The sequence below is a fragment of the Winogradskyella sp. genome, assembly GCF_028282165.1.
In the GTDB taxonomy this organism is placed as follows: domain Bacteria; phylum Bacteroidota; class Bacteroidia; order Flavobacteriales; family Flavobacteriaceae; genus Winogradskyella.
On record NZ_JANQIM010000005.1, the window covers coordinates 257,048 to 273,843 of the forward strand.

Consider the following 16,796-nt stretch of genomic DNA (forward strand, 5'->3'; position numbering starts at 1 on the left):
TCCTAGACAACAGGAATGCAGTTTAAACATCCCGAATTACTTTACGCTTTATTTTTACTGATCATTCCTATTCTTATTCATTTATTTCAATTACGTCGTTTTCAGAAAGTACAGTTCACCAATGTTAAATTTTTAAAAGCCGTAAAATTACAAACGCGTAAAAGTTCCCAATTGAAAAAATGGTTGACCTTATTATCGCGTCTGTTGCTTTTGACCTGTGCCATAATAGCTTTTGCACAACCATTTATTCCAAATACTGAAGATTTTAATGAGTCTCAAGAAACCGTTATTTACTTAGACAACTCTTACAGTATGCAAGCAAAGGGTAGTAATGGAACTTTGCTAAACGAAGCTATCCAAGATATTATAAATACACTATCGGAAGACGAATCCATTAGTCTATTTACCAATAATCAGACCTTTAGAAATACCACTATAAAGGCCCTTAAAAATGATTTAATTCAATTAGAGCACTCGTCAACTCAACTCAATTATAACGCTCTATATTTAAAGGGAAAACAACTGTTTTCCAATGACCTTGATTCGAAAAAGAATTTGGTTTTAGTATCTGATTTTCAACAAAAAAATAGTCCGCTTTCTTTTGAGGTTGATAGTACTGTAAATTTAAAATTGGTGCAGCCCAAATCAACTATACGCACCAATGTGAGTATCGATAGTATTTATGTCTCTGATGCTTCGGCAGAAGCATTAGACCTAAACGTGAAGCTTTCTAACCAAGGAGAGTCCCTAGAAAATGTCACCATCTCATTGTTTAACGACAATGAATTATTAGCAAAAAGTGCGGTAGATATTGATGGTGAAGCCGAAACGCGCTTTACAATTTCTAATGATATTATCATTAATGGTAAATTGGTTATTGAAGATGCAGGATTACAATATGATAATACCTTCTATTTTAATATTAACTCTAAACCAAAAATTAAGGTTTTAGCTATCAATGAATTGGCTGAGGATAATTTCTTAAAACGTATCTACACGGATGACGAATTTGGTTACCAGAGTTATACGATTAATGCACTTAATTTTAATTTAATTCCAGATCAAAATTTAATCATCCTAAACGAGCTTGAGACCATTTCAGAAGCTTTGAGAATCGCATTATGGGATTTTAGTCAAGATGGTGGAAATATTTTGATTATTCCTTCAGAAAATAGCAAATTAATATCTTATAATCAGCTATTTAAGAATATAAATTTATCTACATTAGGATATGCTAACCCTAATGAAAAACGCATAACAACTATCAATTACGATCATCCTTTATTACAAAATGCCTTCTATTCTAAAGTTACAAATTTTCAATATCCCAAAGTCGGTACAACGTTCAAATTTTCTTATAATGGCGATGCCATTTTATCCTTTGAGGATGGTACGGCTTTCTTAAAAGGAAACGATAAATCTTATATATTTTCAGCAGCCTTAAACGATGATAATTCAAATTTCAAAAATTCTCCTCTAATTGTGCCTGTACTTTATAATATTGGAAAGCAAAGTTTAGAATTACCACAACTCTATTATTCCATTGGGCAACCAAATTCCATAGCTATTAGTGCGATTTTAGGACAAGATGATATATTAACATTAAGCTCTGGTAAGACTTCTGTTATTCCACTTCAAAAAACGTATAGTAAATCTGTAGTTTTGGAAACGGAAGATTATCCAAATGCGGCAGGTATTCTTAATGTAAAAAACAAAACGGAAATCTTGCAAAATTTAAGCTTTAATTATAATAGACGAGAAAGCAATCTCATTTATCATGATTTGAGGACCATGAGTAATACAACTTTTGATCATAGCCTTGCATCAACCATCGATGACATAAAAAGTAGCACAACTATTAATGCACTATGGAAATGGTTTGTTATTTTTGCCCTAGTATTTTTAATCATAGAAATACTTCTACTAAAATATCTTAAATGAACGTACTTATAAAATCTGCCACTATCGTTGATTCTAAGAGTGATTTTCACAACGAAACGGTTGATATTTTAATTGAAAAAGGTCGTATCTCTAAGATTTCCAAACGCATTTCAAATCCTAATGATTATAGAGAAGTAAAACTTGATAACCTTCATGTATCACAAGGTTGGTTTGATAGTAGTGTATCTTTTGGAGAGCCTGGTTATGAAGAACGTGAAACTATTGACAATGGATTAGAAACAGCTTCGCAATCCGGATTTACTGCTGTTGCCTTAAATCCAAATACAAACCCAGCTGTAGACAGTTTTGCTGATATTACGTTTGTAAAGTCCAAAGCACTTAACAAAGCAACTAGTCTCTATCCAATTGGTGCTTTAACAAAATCTAGTCATGGTGAAGATCTAGCCGAGCTTTTTGATATGAAAAATGCCGGAGCCGTTGCGTTTTACGACTATCAAAAACCTATTTCTAATCCCAACCTAATGAAAATTGCTTTACAATACGCAAGCAATTTTGAAGGTTTAGTGTGCTCATTTCCACAAGAATCAAAGATTTCTGGTTTAGGTGTGGCTAACGAACATATAAACAGTACCAAATTAGGACTAAAAGGTAATCCTGCCCTAGCGGAAGAGCTTCAAGTTTCGAGAGATTTGTTTTTGCTAGAATACACTCAGGGAAAACTACACATACCAACCATATCCACAGCAAAATCAGTAGCTTTGATTAAAGCGGCAAAAGCCAAAAAATTAGATGTTACTTGCAGTGTAGCCATACATAATTTGGCACTTACAGATGATAGCTTAAACGGTTTTGACACCAGATATAAGGTTTTACCACCCTTACGTACACAAAACGATTGCGACGCCCTTGTAGAAGGTTTGAAAGATGGCACCATAGATATGGTGACTACCGATCACAATCCAATAGATATTGAAGATAAAAAAGTAGAATTTGATTATGCCAAATACGGTACCATAGGTTTAGAATCAGCATTTGGTGTATTACAAACCATATTCACAACAAAAAAAGCTATTCAACTTTTGAAGCAAGGAAAATCAAGATTCGGTGTTGCAGAATCATCTATAAATATTGGAGAAATTGCCGATTTAAGCTTGTTTAATCCTGATACAAAATATCAGTTTAGTAAATCTAACATTACTTCGAGATCCAAAAATTCTGCATTCTTGGGTATGGAATTAAAAGGTAAGGCTTACGGAGTAATTGCCAATAACAAAATTGTTTTAAAATAATGGATCAAAATACTATTGAAGAAGGCAAAACTTTAGGCATAGTAACATACTTAACCTTATTTGGAACTTTGATTGCTTTTTTTATGAACCAAGAAAGGAAAAATCCTTTTACATCTTTCCATGTAAGACAGTCACTTGGTTTAGGATTGCTTTACATAATGATTGCTTTTGTTGTCAGCAGTTTTAATAGTATGAATATTAGCATGGCTTTTTGGATATTTTTTTCGGTATTATACTTCTACGGGATTTTTGGAGCTATCACTGGAAAGATGAATAAAATTCCTTTGCTTGGTGAATTTTTTCAGAATTTATTTAAAAACATTGGGCAGTAAGAATGACTGACTTACACTATATTAAAAGGCCTTCTTCTCTAAAAGAAAATGCACCGTTACTTATTATGTGCCATGGTTATGGCAGTGACGAAAATGACTTGTTTTCATTTGCTTCAGAATTACCATCAGAATTATTCATTATTTCTCTGAGAGCGCCCCATACAATGTTCCCTTTTGGCAATGCTTGGTACGCCATAAATTTTGATGCCGAAAAAGGAAAGTGGAGTGATAATGACCAAGCCAGAACCTCAGTGGACTTAATTTCAGGATTTATAGATTATGCTTGCCATACATATCCCGTAAATGCTGATAATGTAACACTTTTAGGCTTTAGTCAAGGGACTATTCTAAGCATTGCAGTAGCGTTAAATTATCCTAAAAAAGTGAAAAATGTAGTAGCGTTAAGTGGCTACATTAATGAAGAAATCCTTCCAGATCGTATTGATGATGAAGATGTACTGCACTTAAATTTCTTCTGTTCCCATGGCACTGTAGACCAAGTAATTCCTGTGGATTGGGCCAAAAAAACACCAAGTTTTTTAGAGAATTTAAGTATAAACTATATCTATAAAGAATACCCTGTTGGGCATGGCGTTGCTCCACAGAACTTTTATGATTTTACCGCTTGGCTGAAACAATACGTCTAACCCAACTTAGGATACATAAAGTACTCTACCAACTTATACTTTAGATCGTTATTTTCATCAATTTCATAGGTTACAAAAATCTCACCCCAATGTTCACCATCCGTAAAATTGGCCAGTATCCACCTATGATTTACAATTCTAATTTTATTTATGAGAAGTTTAGAATCTGTCATAGATACAAAAGGAACAATAGGATGGTCTTCGCCTTCATAATCATTCATATTGTACAATCCTTCTGTTATAGCTTTTATCAATTCATCGGCATCATAACCTTGAACAATAAAATAATCTAGAGCATTGTCATTGCGGTCTATGTTAAAATAGTTAAGCTCAAAATTTTGATCCTCTAAATCAGTAATGGTTTTTTCTTGGGTCTCAATCTTAGTCTTAAATGCTCTAATATCCTTTTCATATTTGTCAATAATATTTTTAGAATTGACATATTGAAAAATAATCAGTAGGGTCGAAAAGATAAATAGGTACATAAAAACTCTGCTCTTCATATCTAAATCTTAAATAGTAATTTGTAAATTATCGTATGCCAGAAAAACGTTTTCCGGTAACTTTTGTTGCACATCATCATGAAATCCTAAATGGTGACTTATATGTGTTAAATAGGCTCGTTTAGGTTGCACTTCATTGATAAAATCCAGAGCTTCCTCAAGGTTAAAGTGTGATATATGTGGTTCTTCGCGTAAGGCATTCACAACTAATACCTCAAGATTTTGAAGCTTTTTTACTTCGGCAGAAGGAACTGTTTTCATGTCTGTTAGATAGGCAAAATCCTTAAATCGAAAACCAAATACCTGAAGTTTGTAATGTAAACCATCAATTGGAATAACATCGAGGTTTCCCAATGTAAATGGTTTATTTTCTATTTTATGTTTAGTTACACTCGGAACACCTGGATATTTGGCTTTTGTAGTAAAAATATAATCGAAACGCTTTTCCAATGCTTCAAATACACGCTGGTGTGCGTATAAATCTATATCACCCTGACGAAAGAAAAATGGTCTAATATCATCCAATCCCATAGTATGGTCCGCATGTTCATGGGTAAACACCACACCATCAATTTTTGTAACCTTAGCATTTAGCATTTGTTGCCTAAAATCTGGACCACAATCAACGACATAACAATAGTCATCCCATTCCACAAGAACTGAAACACGTAATCGCTTATCCTTTGGATTATCGCTAAGACAAACGGGATGCGTGCTACCTATAATTGGTATTCCTTGCGATGTTCCAGTCCCCAAAAACGTTATTTTCAAAGGTGTTAAGTTTGTAACAAAAATAAGCTTATTTTTTTGTTTGCTAAGCTAAATTAATACCTTTGTAACACTGATGAAATCCCAACAACCATGGAAGAAATAACGTATAAAGGGGACTCCGAATTTGAAAATATTCCTTCGCTAAAAGATAAGGCCCTACGTATTAACCTCAACAAAGACATCTACGGTACATTTGCAGAAATTGGTGCAGGACAAGAAACTGTGCGCCAGTTCTTTAGAGCTGGAGGAGCTTCTGGAACCATAGCAAAAACTATGTCTGCTTACGACAAAGACTTCAGTGATGCTATATATGGCATTGAAGATGATAGGCGTTATGTTACCGAAGCTAGATTGAGAAAAATGCTCAACCACGAGGTTGGTCTTATTGAAAAGCGTATTATAAGAGAGAATCATCCTAATAAACTTTTCTTCTCCTATGCCAATACTGTCGCTACCATAGATTTTGCAAAGAAATTTAAGGGTCATGGTTGGGTCGGTATAAAATATCAGGTGGCACCAGACCAAGACTACAACGACATTATTCTGCATATTCGTTTTAAGGAAAATGACGCCAGATTACAGCAAGAAACTTTAGGTAAATTAGGGACCAACTTAATTTATGGTGCTTTTTACAAATACAATCAACCTAGAAAATTATTACGTTACCTATACGATCATTTGGATAAAGATCAGATAGAAATCGATACTATTAACTTTTCTGGTCCTGTGTTTAAAGACATAGATAACCGTTTAATGAGTTTACAGTTGGTAAAAAACGGAATGACAGATGCCGTGATGTTTGCACCAGACGGCAACAACGTTTTACCAGCCCGAGTCCTTTACAAGAAGAATATTTTGGCTCTTAGAGGTAGCTTTAGACCTGTTACTAAAGTAAATATGGACATGTATGAGAAGTCTTATGAAATGTTCATTAAGGAGAATAAGGTAGACAAAGAAAAGACACAGGTAATTTTTGAAATTACGTTATCTAACCTTCGTGCCGAAGGAGAAATAGATGAGCAAGACTTTATGGACCGTGCAAAATTGCTTTGTTCTTTGGGGCAAACCGTCTTGATTTCTAATTTTCAGGAATATTATAAACTTGTTGAATATTTTTCTCAATACACCAGAAGCCGAATGGGACTTACCCTTGGTGTAAATAATTTGGTGGATATCTTTGATGAAAAATACTACCGCCATTTAAGTGGAGGTATTCTTGAAGCTTTTGGAAAACTCTTTTACAAAGATCTACGCGTTTATCTTTACCCGATGCAAAATGAGCATGGAGATATTACTAATAGTGAGAATCTAAAGGTGCATCCTCGTATGAAAGAGCTTTATAAATTTTTTAAATACAATGGTAAAGTCGTTGATATCACAGATTACGATTCCTCTAACCTATCTGTATTCTCGAGAACGGTCTTAAAAATGATTGCAAATGGAGAAGACGGATGGGAAGAAATGCTTCCAGAAGGTGTGGCCAAACTCATAAAGGAAAAGAGCCTGTTTGGTTGTGAGTCTGAAGAAGTAGTTCATAAATAACACTCAATGTAAAATACGCAGGTGTATTTAATTGTAATTATAGGGCATTTTAAATTCAAACGCAATCAATATTTTTCGAAGTCTTAATTACCAACAGGTAATTTTACTGAATCAGCTTGTTTTTTTGAATCTATGATTAATTTTTCTTGTTCGGATGGCTCTGACTTGTTTTCGGGTAAAGATTTTTGTTCAATTTCGGAATCCCCTTTAGTTGTTAAGCGTTCTATAAAATCATAAGCACTATAAACACCTCCAAAAATTGCCAAAACAAACAATATCCAAAATGTCTTATACCTATACTTAGAGAATAAATAATCGTAATATTCTTTTTTATCTGTCCTTAATTCCTTCTTTTGCTTCTCATCTATATAACTTGACCAATTTTTATATTTAGCTACTTTATAACCTTCTTTAGTTACCGTAAACTTGAACTTCCCTACATAAACTATTAAGTCATTTCTTTTTAATGCGGCAAGACTTTGTCTGTAATAATCGAAATCCTCTCTGATGTCAAAGTTCAAACCACTTTCTTCCGAAAATTCTTCTTCGTTTGACTCAATTAATTTCCTCAATAATTCAAAAGCCTTATTATCCATTTTTTAGTTCTATTTTAAAATTTGTCGGACTAAGATTCCAAATTATAGAAGTTATTTCAGATAACCAAGTAATATTTCAATGGTGTTTATTATTGATTACCAGCCCCTTTTACGTTTTTTGAGATAATGTTCCCTTAGACTGTCTTTATACTTTTTATAATTGTCATTCGCATCCCTAACTGAATTTTTTTGCAGATTTCTAATCTTTACATTTTGGAGACTGTCGAACTCTCTCTGTTTAGCTCTTGCAATGGAATCTTTTCGAATTATTTCCCTCCAACGTTTCATTCGCTCAGCTTCGGTCTTTTTGTTCTGGACGACAAGGCGCTTATAGGCATCGCTTTTCATTATCCGTCTAACGTAACTGGCCTTGTGATGGCCATTGGTCAATCGATACATTTTTTCTTCTGGTGTTTCGGGGATACTCACATAAATACTTTCAATGGTTATTATGGTAGTCTTGGCAGAATCCTGTTTTTGCGCGACGGTATCTTTTAGTATCGCCTTTCTTAGTTCGGAACCACCATCGTAGTTATCGGGCTTGGGTTTCTCTTGGGCAACAGTCATAAAGGGAATAAACAGAAAGGCCAGCAATAGGTTTTTCATTTTTAATTTTATTTACAGCCGTTGTGCTCCTCAACGACATTAATAAATAAAATAGCGTGGAACATTACCTACAGCCTCTATGGTACGACCAAGCACCAATGCACTAATAAGTAACACCCACGCCTTTCCTGGCATAGTTTACTTACTTGTTGTAGTGCATTATAAAATTTGGTCGTTTTTAGAGACTCTACAAGCAAACGCTATTATGTAATCAAATGAATATTAGGTCATTTATTTTGTCATTTTATAATACAAATATACGAAATAAAGGGTAATATTTTACCATATTAATTTGAAAATGTTATGAAAAATGAATACATTTGTGTTATTATATGCATAACATATTTGTTTTGTTAAAATTTAACACATGAAGAAAGTTAAAAAAGGTATTAGACTTGAAGAATATAGCAGACGAGAAATTCCATCAGAAGTCAGGGAACCTTTTTTGGCATTGTTAAAAAAATACAAGAGCATTGGTAAAGAGATAGATGATTTGGATTCTAAAAGGGATGAACTCTTGACGAATTTAAGAACTATTAAAAAATCCATGGACGTATTATATAAAAAAGAGTTCTACTTCGATGGAGACTTCTCATGGAAAGAGAAAATCGTGTGGGTACTTGAAAATGAGGATAGGTTATTGCCCGTTTCGGCAATAGTAAGTTTGATTAAAAAGATTGACAAAAACACTGGGGTTACTGTAACTCCAATAGTGAGGTTAACATTGGAGAGAATGATTCAAAAAAACGAAATCATTAAATATTCAAGTGAAAATTTAAGTAGCTTACATTATGGGCTGCCAGAATGGTTTATAAATGGAGAATTACTTGAAGCATATTATTTTTAAAAAACAAAGGACTGTACTCGTAATACAGTCCTTGTTTAAATGGGTGTGTGATATTTTGGTTATCAATGCGAGTTCCTATTTGCATTTTGGGGTTCGAATCCCCCACACTCCACTATATTTTAACTATTGTAAAGATACAAAAACTAAATTTCAAAACAAATGCTTTTAATAAGGATCTAAAATTAGCAAATCGAATACGAAAGTCAATCCTCTCGGTGGTATCAATTTCGTAATCAACGAGGTACGGAACAAGAGAATTGCAAATCTCATCAACAAGACACTGGGAAAAAGGGTTAAGCAGGCAAAGTATTCCTACAGCGACATCATGTTGTACTGGATCTATTCAAACCTATGCGGTGCGGAACGTTTGGAAGATACGGTTTTCCTAAAATCGCATTTAGACAGCATACCAGATTTGGCGAATCCCTCACCAGACAGAATTTCGGGCATTTTCCGCTCACTAGCATCACCGATAACCACCATAAGCACCAATACTGGTGCGGAGCATGAATTTAGCATACATAGACCATTAAATGGACTTATGATAGACGTTGCGAAGCGATTAAAGACCATAAACGGCAATGTTCTTGACTATGACAACGTAATCATAGAAAACGAAAAATTCGATTCCTGCTGGACTTACAAAAAGACCAAAGGTTATCAACCCGGAGTGGCATTTATCGGAAAGACCCCAGTGTATATCGAAGCGAGAAACGGAAACAGCCCAGCGGTATACAAAATGAAGGACACTTTAAAGAGATGCCTTCAACTATTGCAGGAAAAAGAAGTTCCGATAAAATACTTTCGTAGCGATTCCGCCGCATATCAACATGACGTTATAAGGTTGGTGGAAAAGCACAAAATCCAATTTTTCATCAGAGCGAACAGTTCTACTAGATTGAGAGAATGTGTAGAAAGAATCAAAAAATGGGAGCATGTAAACCACAAGGGGTTTGAATTTGATTTGGGGGAGACTAACTACATCCCATTTACCGTTCACTCGTACAGCCCGAAAATTTACAGAGCCGTAGTAAAGCGTGTACTCGTAGACGGTAAATATCATTACTACTCAATACTTACCAATAACAAAACGATGTCCACAATGGAAGTACTTCAATTCTACAACCAACGTGGTGCAATAGAGCGCAATTTTGACGACCTGAAAAACAATTTCAACTGGAAGCGCATACCGTTTTCATTCCTGAACGAGAACCTTGTGTTTTTAATAGTGAGCGCAATAGCGAGCATCCTATACGATTATATCATCAAGAAATTCAGCAAGAAAGTCGACTTTGTAAAAAGAACGTTTAGACTTAAGAACTTCATATTCCATTTCATAACCATAAGTTCCCTGTGGAAAAATGGAAAACTCAAACTGTTCACCGACAAAAACTACGAGAAAATTTTTGAATAAAACGTCCTCCATGGGAGAGGTACGCTTTGTCGCCAAATAACCGCCTATTTTTTAACCGTTTAGGGTCAGATTTCATCAAAAATTAACCTTATGGTAATGGAAATCCGTTGAATTACTTTTAAATTTAGGTTCAGTTATTGAGACCTGCGTATTTTACACTCAAACATAAAAACTAAAAAAAGCGACTACGAAGTCGCTTTTTTATTGTGCTCATATTATTCCGCTAAGATTTGCGCTGTGTGATCCTTAGTTTTTACTTTGGTAATGACATCCTCTAGAGTTCCATTTTCATCAATCACGAAAGTCGTTCTATGGATGCCATCATATTCCTTACCCATAAACTTCTTTGGTCCCCAAACACCAAAGGCTTCGATAACGGATTTATCTTCATCAGCCAATAAAGGATATTGGAATCCATATTTGTTCTTAAAATTCGATTGACGTTTTGCACTATCGGCACTAACCCCTAGAATTTCATATCCCTGAGCCTGAAAACGCTCATAATTATCATTTAAATTACAAGCCTCAGCAGTACATCCTGGTGTACTGGCCTTAGGATAAAAGAAAACCACTAATTTTTTTCCTTTATAATCTGATAATGAAATTGTATTTCCCTGCTCATCTTTTGCTGAAAAATCTGGTGCTTTATCACCTACTTTTAAATGCGTCATATTGCTTAAATTTGTTTTTGTAAAAATACGATGAATGACAAAACAAGAAAAGGTACACTTTGTTATAAATACGTTAAATGAGCTGTACCCAGAGATTCCAATTCCGTTAGATCATAAAGACCCGTACACCTTATTAATTGCTGTATTAATGTCTGCCCAAAGTACAGATGTTAGAGTCAATCAAATTACCCCATTATTATTTGAACGAGCCAATAACCCTTACGACATGGTGAAATTAAGTATTGAGGAAATTAGAGAGATCATCAAACCTGTTGGTTTGTCTCCGATGAAAAGCAAAGGTATTTATGGCTTATCCCATATTTTAATCGATAAGCATAATGGTCAAGTTCCTAAAACCTATGAAGAATTGGAAGCATTACCTGCGGTAGGGCATAAAACCGCGGCAGTTGTTTTATCGCAAGCATTTGGTATTCCGGCATTTCCCGTAGATACGCATATCCATCGCTTAATGTACCGATGGAACTTAAGCAATGGTAAAAATGTAGTACAGACTGAAAAAGACGCTAAACGATTATTCCCTGAAGAACTCTGGAATGACTTACATCTTCAAATTATTTGGTATGGCAGAGAATATTCACCTGCACGAGGTTGGGATTTAGACAAAGATATTATTACAAAAACTATTGGTAGAAAATCTGTTTTGGACGACTATTACAAAAAGAAAAAGAAATAGTATTGGTATAATTATTGATGGTTATGTTGAAACTATCAATCAATGAAAAAAGTACTAATATTAGTTTTAGCATTGTCAATAACTTCTTGTATTCCTTATAAAATTGCTCCTAAATTTAAAAAAGAGGACTATAAGGTGATGAAGGCAAAAAAGTTTCAACGCAAATTACCAAATGAAACGTCATTTATTTTCAAGGACCCTAAAGACGCCTACGAGTTTTACAATTACCTTAATAAGAAATACAATTTAGAAAATAAGTATGTTGGGGTTAACACCCCTTTTCAAATTAACAATGAAACTTATTATTTATCGTATAGCGAAGTAGAACGTACAGATGAAACACTAAATCTTCCATTAATAGTTATCGATGCCAAGCGGGAACAAAATGGGAATTCTGCCCTTTTTGTGGACGGTTATACAAGTCGCAAAGGACATTGGTACCTTGTCATTACGGTCTATGATGAAGAGTTAAATAATTGCCTGTTAGATAAGCATCCTATAAAGCCTCTAGTGCTTAAATACTTGATAGATTTAAAGCATGAATATTTAACAACACATAATTATGAAGAGTTACTTTTTGTTGAGAAATCTTAATAGCCAACCAATTATTAGACATTGGGTAATTACAGCAATAGTCATATCTTTTACCTCATGTATTCCCCTGAGTTTGGCTCCAGATTTTCAAAAAGAGGGCTATAAGCTAAAAGAGGCCAAAAGATTTAAGCGTGAACTCCCTAAGCAACATGCCTTCATTTTTGTAGACCCAAAAGAAGCAGATGTATTTTACAACTTTATAAATACAAAGTTTGAGCTGTATGATTTAGATGTCGATTATGAAGTACCTTTCAGAATTGAAAACGAGCTGTATTACCTTTCTTTCTTCGAAGTCGAAAAATCAACTACTACACTGAATATATTTCCAATGATGATTGACGCTGTTGCAGATGGCGTAACTGAATTAGAAGACGAGTATGTATGGGATTATGGCACTTGGTATATTGCTATAACAGTGATGGATAATGATTCTAAAGACTGTTTAAAAGAATCGCACCCAAAACATACGGTGGTTCTTCAATATTTAAAAAACCTGAAGCAAGAATATGTGGATACACAAAATTCTGAAGAATCGTTACCCACAAAAAAATCCTGATGTAAAATCAGGATTCTTTTCCAACTTAATTTAGAAGTGCTTCAAACTTCAATTTATTATAATTTATAACACTTAAAGCCTTAGAGTAATTCAAAAGGAAACGTACCGTTTCATCTTTTGGTTTTAGGTTATCATTTTTTGGGGTAGCGTTAGAGTAAACTTTTGCCATACTTTTAAGTTATAGATGATTAGTATGACAATAACGTACTTCAAAACATTTTATTGTATTAATTCGTTAAAATAATGTTATTTTGTTCTATAACCTTACGCATATTAATCAATGCATAACGCATTCTCCCTAATGCCGTATTAATACTAACACCTGTACGCTCCGAAATTTCCTTAAAACTCATGTCCTGGTACATTCGCATCAAAAGTACTTGTTTTTGATCCTCAGGAAGTTCTTCAATAACACGTCTTACATCAGATTCTACTTGATTTTTAATCATGCTCTTTTCTGCATTGAGACTTGAATCACTTAGTACGGAAAAAATACTAAACTCACCTGCATTATCAAACTTAGGCATACGACTGTTCTTTCTAAAGTGATCTATAACTAAATTGTGAGCAATACGCATTACCCAAGGCAAAAACTTACCTTCTTCGTTGTACTTTCCACGTTTTAAAGTTCTAATTACTTTAATAAACGTGTCCTGAAAAACATCTTCTGTGATATCTCTATCATAAACTTTAGAATATATAAAGCTATAGATTTTTTGTTTGTGCCGCTCTATCAAAACTGATAGTGCACTTTCGTCTCCTCTAATGTAGTTGCTGACCAACTCTGCGTCTGGGATAAGTTCTCTTTTCATAATATTACTCTTAGTAGTAAGAAGCACGCTTCTTAGCAAGGGGTTAATTTTATAAAGTAATATTATGCGATACGCAGTTGTTTTTGAAATGATTATGTGGTAAATATAACAACAATCATTCCGAAAAAGCAAAAAAAACCAACAAATTTTAACATTTTACCTAATATTAGTGTGTTTTATTAGCTAAAATAGATAACGTATCTTTGCAAAATTATACACTTAAACTTCCAATGAGTACTGTAATTTTAGACATAAATCCTAAAGAAAATATCATCATTAAAGGTGCAAAATTGCACAATTTAAAAAATATTGATGTCGTAATTCCAAGAAACAAATTAGTCGTCATTACAGGATTATCGGGCTCAGGAAAATCTAGCTTGGCCTTTGATACATTGTATGCTGAAGGTCAGAGGCGGTATGTTGAAAGTTTATCTAGTTACGCACGCCAGTTTTTAGGTCGACTCAATAAACCAAAAGTCGACTATATAAAAGGTATCGCTCCGGCTATCGCTATTGAACAGAAAGTTAATTCTACCAATCCGCGTTCAACTGTAGGTACAACAACCGAGATTTACGACTATTTAAAATTGCTATTCGCACGTATCGGAAAGACCTACTCTCCCATTTCTGGTAATGAAGTAAAGAAACATACCGTCAAAGATGTAATTGATTTCATTTCAAAGTTTGAAGAAGGCTCTAAATTATTATTACTCTCGCCAATTATCCTTGAAGAAGGCAGAACCATAGAAAATAAATTGCAAACACTTCAACAGCAAGGATATGCCAGAATTAAATACAATAATGACGTTTTAAGAATTGATGATGCCATAAAGCAAACTATTAAATCTGACGAGAACCTGTTTCTAGTTGTCGACAGAATTGTATATAAAGATGATGAAGATTTCCTAAATCGTTTAGCCGATGCTATAGAAACTGCATTTTTTGAAGGCGTTGGAAGTTGTATTATCGAGTCACTATCCGATCAGGAACAAACAATGTTTAACAATAGGTTTGAGTTAGATGGTATGGCATTCCTAGAGCCTAATGTACACTTATTCAGTTTTAATAATCCATATGGCGCCTGCCCAAAGTGTGAAGGTTATGGTGATGTAATAGGTATTGATGAAGACCTTGTCGTTCCGAATACAGCACTCTCGGTATATGAAAATGCTATTTTTCCTTGGAGAGGTGAAAGTATGAGTTGGTATAGAGACCAATTAGTAAACAATTCACATAAGTTCGATTTCCCCATCCACAAACCTTATTTTGAATTAAGCGCAGAACATAAAGCGCTAATATGGTCTGGAAACGAGTATTTCGAAGGACTAGACAGTTTCTTCGCAGAACTAGAATCTAAAGCTTACAAAATTCAAAATAGAGTAATGCTCTCACGCTATCGAGGCAAAACTAAATGTAATGTTTGTAAGGGGAAACGGCTTAGAAAAGAAGCAGGTTATGTAAAAATAAATGGCTATTCCATTACAGATTTAGTAGATATGCCATTAAACGAACTCACGGAGTTCTTCAAAAACCTAAAGCTAAACCCATACGATACTAAAATTGCAAAACGCCTACTGACAGAAATCAATACGCGTCTAGAATTTCTATCTAATGTAGGCTTAAATTATTTAACCCTCAACAGACGTTCAAATACACTATCTGGAGGGGAAAGTCAACGTATCAATTTGGCTACTTCTCTTGGAAGCAGTCTAGTAGGCTCAATGTACATACTCGATGAGCCCAGTATTGGTTTACACCCAAAAGACACTGAGCGTCTCATTAAAGTCTTAAAGTCGTTGCGCGATCTCGGTAATACGGTTATAGTCGTAGAGCATGATGAGGATATTATGAAAGCAGCCGATGAGATTATAGACATCGGTCCTGAAGCTGGGACCTTTGGTGGTGAGGTCGTAGCTACAGGAGAATTTAAAGACATTTTAGTGTCGGACACCTTAACGGCTAAATACCTTAATGGGCAATTAGAAATTAAAGTCCCAGAAAAGCGAAGAACCTCAAAATACCATATCGATATCATTGGTGCTCGCGAAAATAATCTAAAGAATATCGATGTGACATTTCCACTAGAAATGCTAACTGTAGTCACTGGAGTCTCTGGTAGCGGGAAAAGTACTTTGGTAAGAAAAGTTTTATATCCAGCAATTCAAAAAAAGCTTACGGGATTTAGTGATAAAGCGGGTCAGTTTACCGAAATGACGGGTAATTTCACTAACATTCAACATGTAGAGTTTGTTGACCAAAACCCCATTGGCCGCTCATCACGTTCTAATCCAGTAACCTATGTGAAGGCTTATGATGATATAAGAGCCCTATTTGCATCACAAAAACTGAGCAAAATACGGAACTATCAAGCGAAACACTTTAGCTTCAATGTAGATGGAGGACGTTGTGAAACTTGTAAAGGTGAAGGTGTCGTAACCATTGAAATGCAGTTTATGGCAGATGTACACCTAACTTGTGATACATGTGGTGGAAAGCGTTTTAAAAAAGAAATTCTTGAAGTAAGATTTCATGAAAAATCTATACACGATATTTTAAGCATGACCATTGATGATGCCATTGATTTTTTTGAAACCCACAACCAAACTAAGATTAAAAATAAGCTTCAACCCTTACAAGACGTTGGCTTAGGTTATGTAACACTAGGCCAGTCCTCTTCTACCCTTTCTGGTGGTGAAGCTCAACGCATTAAACTTGCAACATTTTTAGGCAAAGGTGATAAGAGTGATAATGCTCTATTTATATTTGATGAACCAACTACGGGTCTACACTTTCATGATATACAGAAGTTATTAAAGTCTTTTCGGGCCTTAATATCTAAAGGGCATTCCATAATCGTTATTGAGCACAATATCGATCTCATTAAGTGTGCTGACCATATTATCGACTTGGGACCAGAAGGTGGAAAACAAGGGGGTAATTTGGTGGCTTTTGGTACTCCTGAACAAATCGTCTCTAATAAGGATTCGGTAACTGGAAAATATCTACAAGAGAAATTGTAA

General features: G+C 34.6%; 18 protein-coding genes. 11 read left to right on the forward strand and 7 right to left on the reverse strand.

What is annotated here, in order from left to right:
* Positions 1 to 15: 15 nt before the first annotated feature.
* The 4 genes from Q0972_RS02975 to Q0972_RS02990 are packed head-to-tail and all read left to right on the forward strand — an operon-like array spanning position 16 to position 4,170.
* The gene (locus Q0972_RS02975; RefSeq protein WP_299362380.1) at positions 16 to 1,941 is read left to right on the forward strand and encodes a BatA domain-containing protein; all 1,926 of its coding nucleotides are present in this window, start codon (positions 16 to 18) and stop codon (positions 1,939 to 1,941) included.
* Positions 1,938 to 3,191, forward strand: a complete 1,254-nt coding sequence (locus tag Q0972_RS02980; RefSeq protein WP_299362383.1) for a dihydroorotase family protein — start codon at positions 1,938 to 1,940, stop codon at positions 3,189 to 3,191. Before Q0972_RS02975 ends, Q0972_RS02980 begins: the two co-directional genes overlap by 4 nt.
* Positions 3,191 to 3,523 (forward strand): hypothetical protein, encoded by a 333-nt coding sequence (locus tag Q0972_RS02985; RefSeq protein ID WP_299362385.1) that lies wholly within the window; start codon positions 3,191 to 3,193, stop codon positions 3,521 to 3,523. Before Q0972_RS02980 ends, Q0972_RS02985 begins: the two co-directional genes overlap by 1 nt.
* Positions 3,524 to 3,525: 2 nt before the next feature.
* On the forward strand, positions 3,526 to 4,170 hold the full coding sequence (locus tag Q0972_RS02990; protein WP_299362388.1) for an alpha/beta fold hydrolase: 645 nt from the start codon (positions 3,526 to 3,528) through the stop codon (positions 4,168 to 4,170).
* On the opposite strand, the gene Q0972_RS02995 is transcribed toward Q0972_RS02990, so the two are convergent.
* Positions 4,167 to 4,673 carry a hydrolase gene (locus Q0972_RS02995; protein WP_299362390.1) on the reverse strand — a complete coding sequence of 169 codons (507 nt, stop codon included), beginning with the start codon at positions 4,671 to 4,673 and terminating at the stop codon, positions 4,167 to 4,169. The two genes, Q0972_RS02990 and Q0972_RS02995, sit on opposite strands and share 4 nt — an antisense overlap.
* Positions 4,674 to 4,682: 9 nt before the next feature.
* Positions 4,683 to 5,444 carry an MBL fold metallo-hydrolase gene (locus Q0972_RS03000; protein ID WP_299362392.1) on the reverse strand — a complete coding sequence of 254 codons (762 nt, stop codon included), beginning with the start codon at positions 5,442 to 5,444 and terminating at the stop codon, positions 4,683 to 4,685.
* Between the two features lie 90 nt (positions 5,445 to 5,534).
* Between Q0972_RS03000 and Q0972_RS03005 the strand changes: the two genes are divergently transcribed.
* Positions 5,535 to 6,986, forward strand: a complete 1,452-nt coding sequence (locus Q0972_RS03005; protein WP_299362394.1) for a TonB-dependent receptor — start codon at positions 5,535 to 5,537, stop codon at positions 6,984 to 6,986.
* Between the two features lie 83 nt (positions 6,987 to 7,069).
* On the opposite strand, the gene Q0972_RS03010 is transcribed toward Q0972_RS03005, so the two are convergent.
* On the reverse strand, positions 7,070 to 7,582 hold the full coding sequence (locus tag Q0972_RS03010; protein WP_299362395.1) for a hypothetical protein: 513 nt from the start codon (positions 7,580 to 7,582) through the stop codon (positions 7,070 to 7,072).
* A gap of 96 nt (positions 7,583 to 7,678) precedes the next feature.
* Positions 7,679 to 8,188 carry a hypothetical protein gene (locus tag Q0972_RS03015; protein ID WP_299362397.1) on the reverse strand — a complete coding sequence of 170 codons (510 nt, stop codon included), beginning with the start codon at positions 8,186 to 8,188 and terminating at the stop codon, positions 7,679 to 7,681.
* Between the two features lie 367 nt (positions 8,189 to 8,555).
* Between Q0972_RS03015 and Q0972_RS03020 the strand changes: the two genes are divergently transcribed.
* Entirely contained in the window at positions 8,556 to 9,035 is a 480-nt protein-coding gene (locus Q0972_RS03020; protein ID WP_299362400.1) for a hypothetical protein, read from the forward strand.
* Between the two features lie 232 nt (positions 9,036 to 9,267).
* Positions 9,268 to 10,449: a transposase gene (locus Q0972_RS03025; protein WP_299362503.1), complete on the forward strand. Its 1,182-nt coding sequence runs from the start codon at positions 9,268 to 9,270 to the stop codon at positions 10,447 to 10,449.
* Between the two features lie 215 nt (positions 10,450 to 10,664).
* Here Q0972_RS03025 and bcp read toward each other — a convergent pair whose 3' ends face one another.
* A complete protein-coding gene (bcp, locus tag Q0972_RS03030; RefSeq protein WP_299362403.1) occupies positions 10,665 to 11,120 on the reverse strand; it encodes a thioredoxin-dependent thiol peroxidase in 456 nt (151 codons plus the stop codon).
* 34 nt (positions 11,121 to 11,154) lie between these two features.
* Here bcp and nth point away from each other — a divergent pair, with 34 nt between their 5' ends.
* From nth to Q0972_RS03045, 3 genes are read left to right on the forward strand one after another with little or no spacing between them, the layout of a single operon-like run.
* Positions 11,155 to 11,814, forward strand: a complete 660-nt coding sequence (gene nth / locus Q0972_RS03035; protein ID WP_299362406.1) for an endonuclease III — start codon at positions 11,155 to 11,157, stop codon at positions 11,812 to 11,814.
* Between the two features lie 42 nt (positions 11,815 to 11,856).
* Complete coding sequence (locus Q0972_RS03040; protein WP_299362408.1) at positions 11,857 to 12,408, forward strand: hypothetical protein; 552 nt, start codon at positions 11,857 to 11,859, stop codon at positions 12,406 to 12,408.
* Positions 12,377 to 12,964: a hypothetical protein gene (locus Q0972_RS03045; protein ID WP_299362410.1), complete on the forward strand. Its 588-nt coding sequence runs from the start codon at positions 12,377 to 12,379 to the stop codon at positions 12,962 to 12,964. Before Q0972_RS03040 ends, Q0972_RS03045 begins: the two co-directional genes overlap by 32 nt.
* 25 nt (positions 12,965 to 12,989) lie before the next feature.
* On the opposite strand, the gene Q0972_RS03050 is transcribed toward Q0972_RS03045, so the two are convergent.
* Positions 12,990 to 13,133: a hypothetical protein gene (locus Q0972_RS03050; protein WP_299362411.1), complete on the reverse strand. Its 144-nt coding sequence runs from the start codon at positions 13,131 to 13,133 to the stop codon at positions 12,990 to 12,992.
* 58 nt (positions 13,134 to 13,191) lie between these two features.
* Positions 13,192 to 13,776, reverse strand: coding sequence for a sigma-70 family RNA polymerase sigma factor (locus tag Q0972_RS03055; protein ID WP_299362412.1), 585 nt, complete (start codon positions 13,774 to 13,776; stop codon positions 13,192 to 13,194).
* A gap of 230 nt (positions 13,777 to 14,006) precedes the next feature.
* Here Q0972_RS03055 and uvrA point away from each other — a divergent pair, with 230 nt between their 5' ends.
* Positions 14,007 to 16,796, forward strand: coding sequence for an excinuclease ABC subunit UvrA (gene uvrA, locus Q0972_RS03060; RefSeq protein WP_299362415.1), 2,790 nt, complete (start codon positions 14,007 to 14,009; stop codon positions 16,794 to 16,796).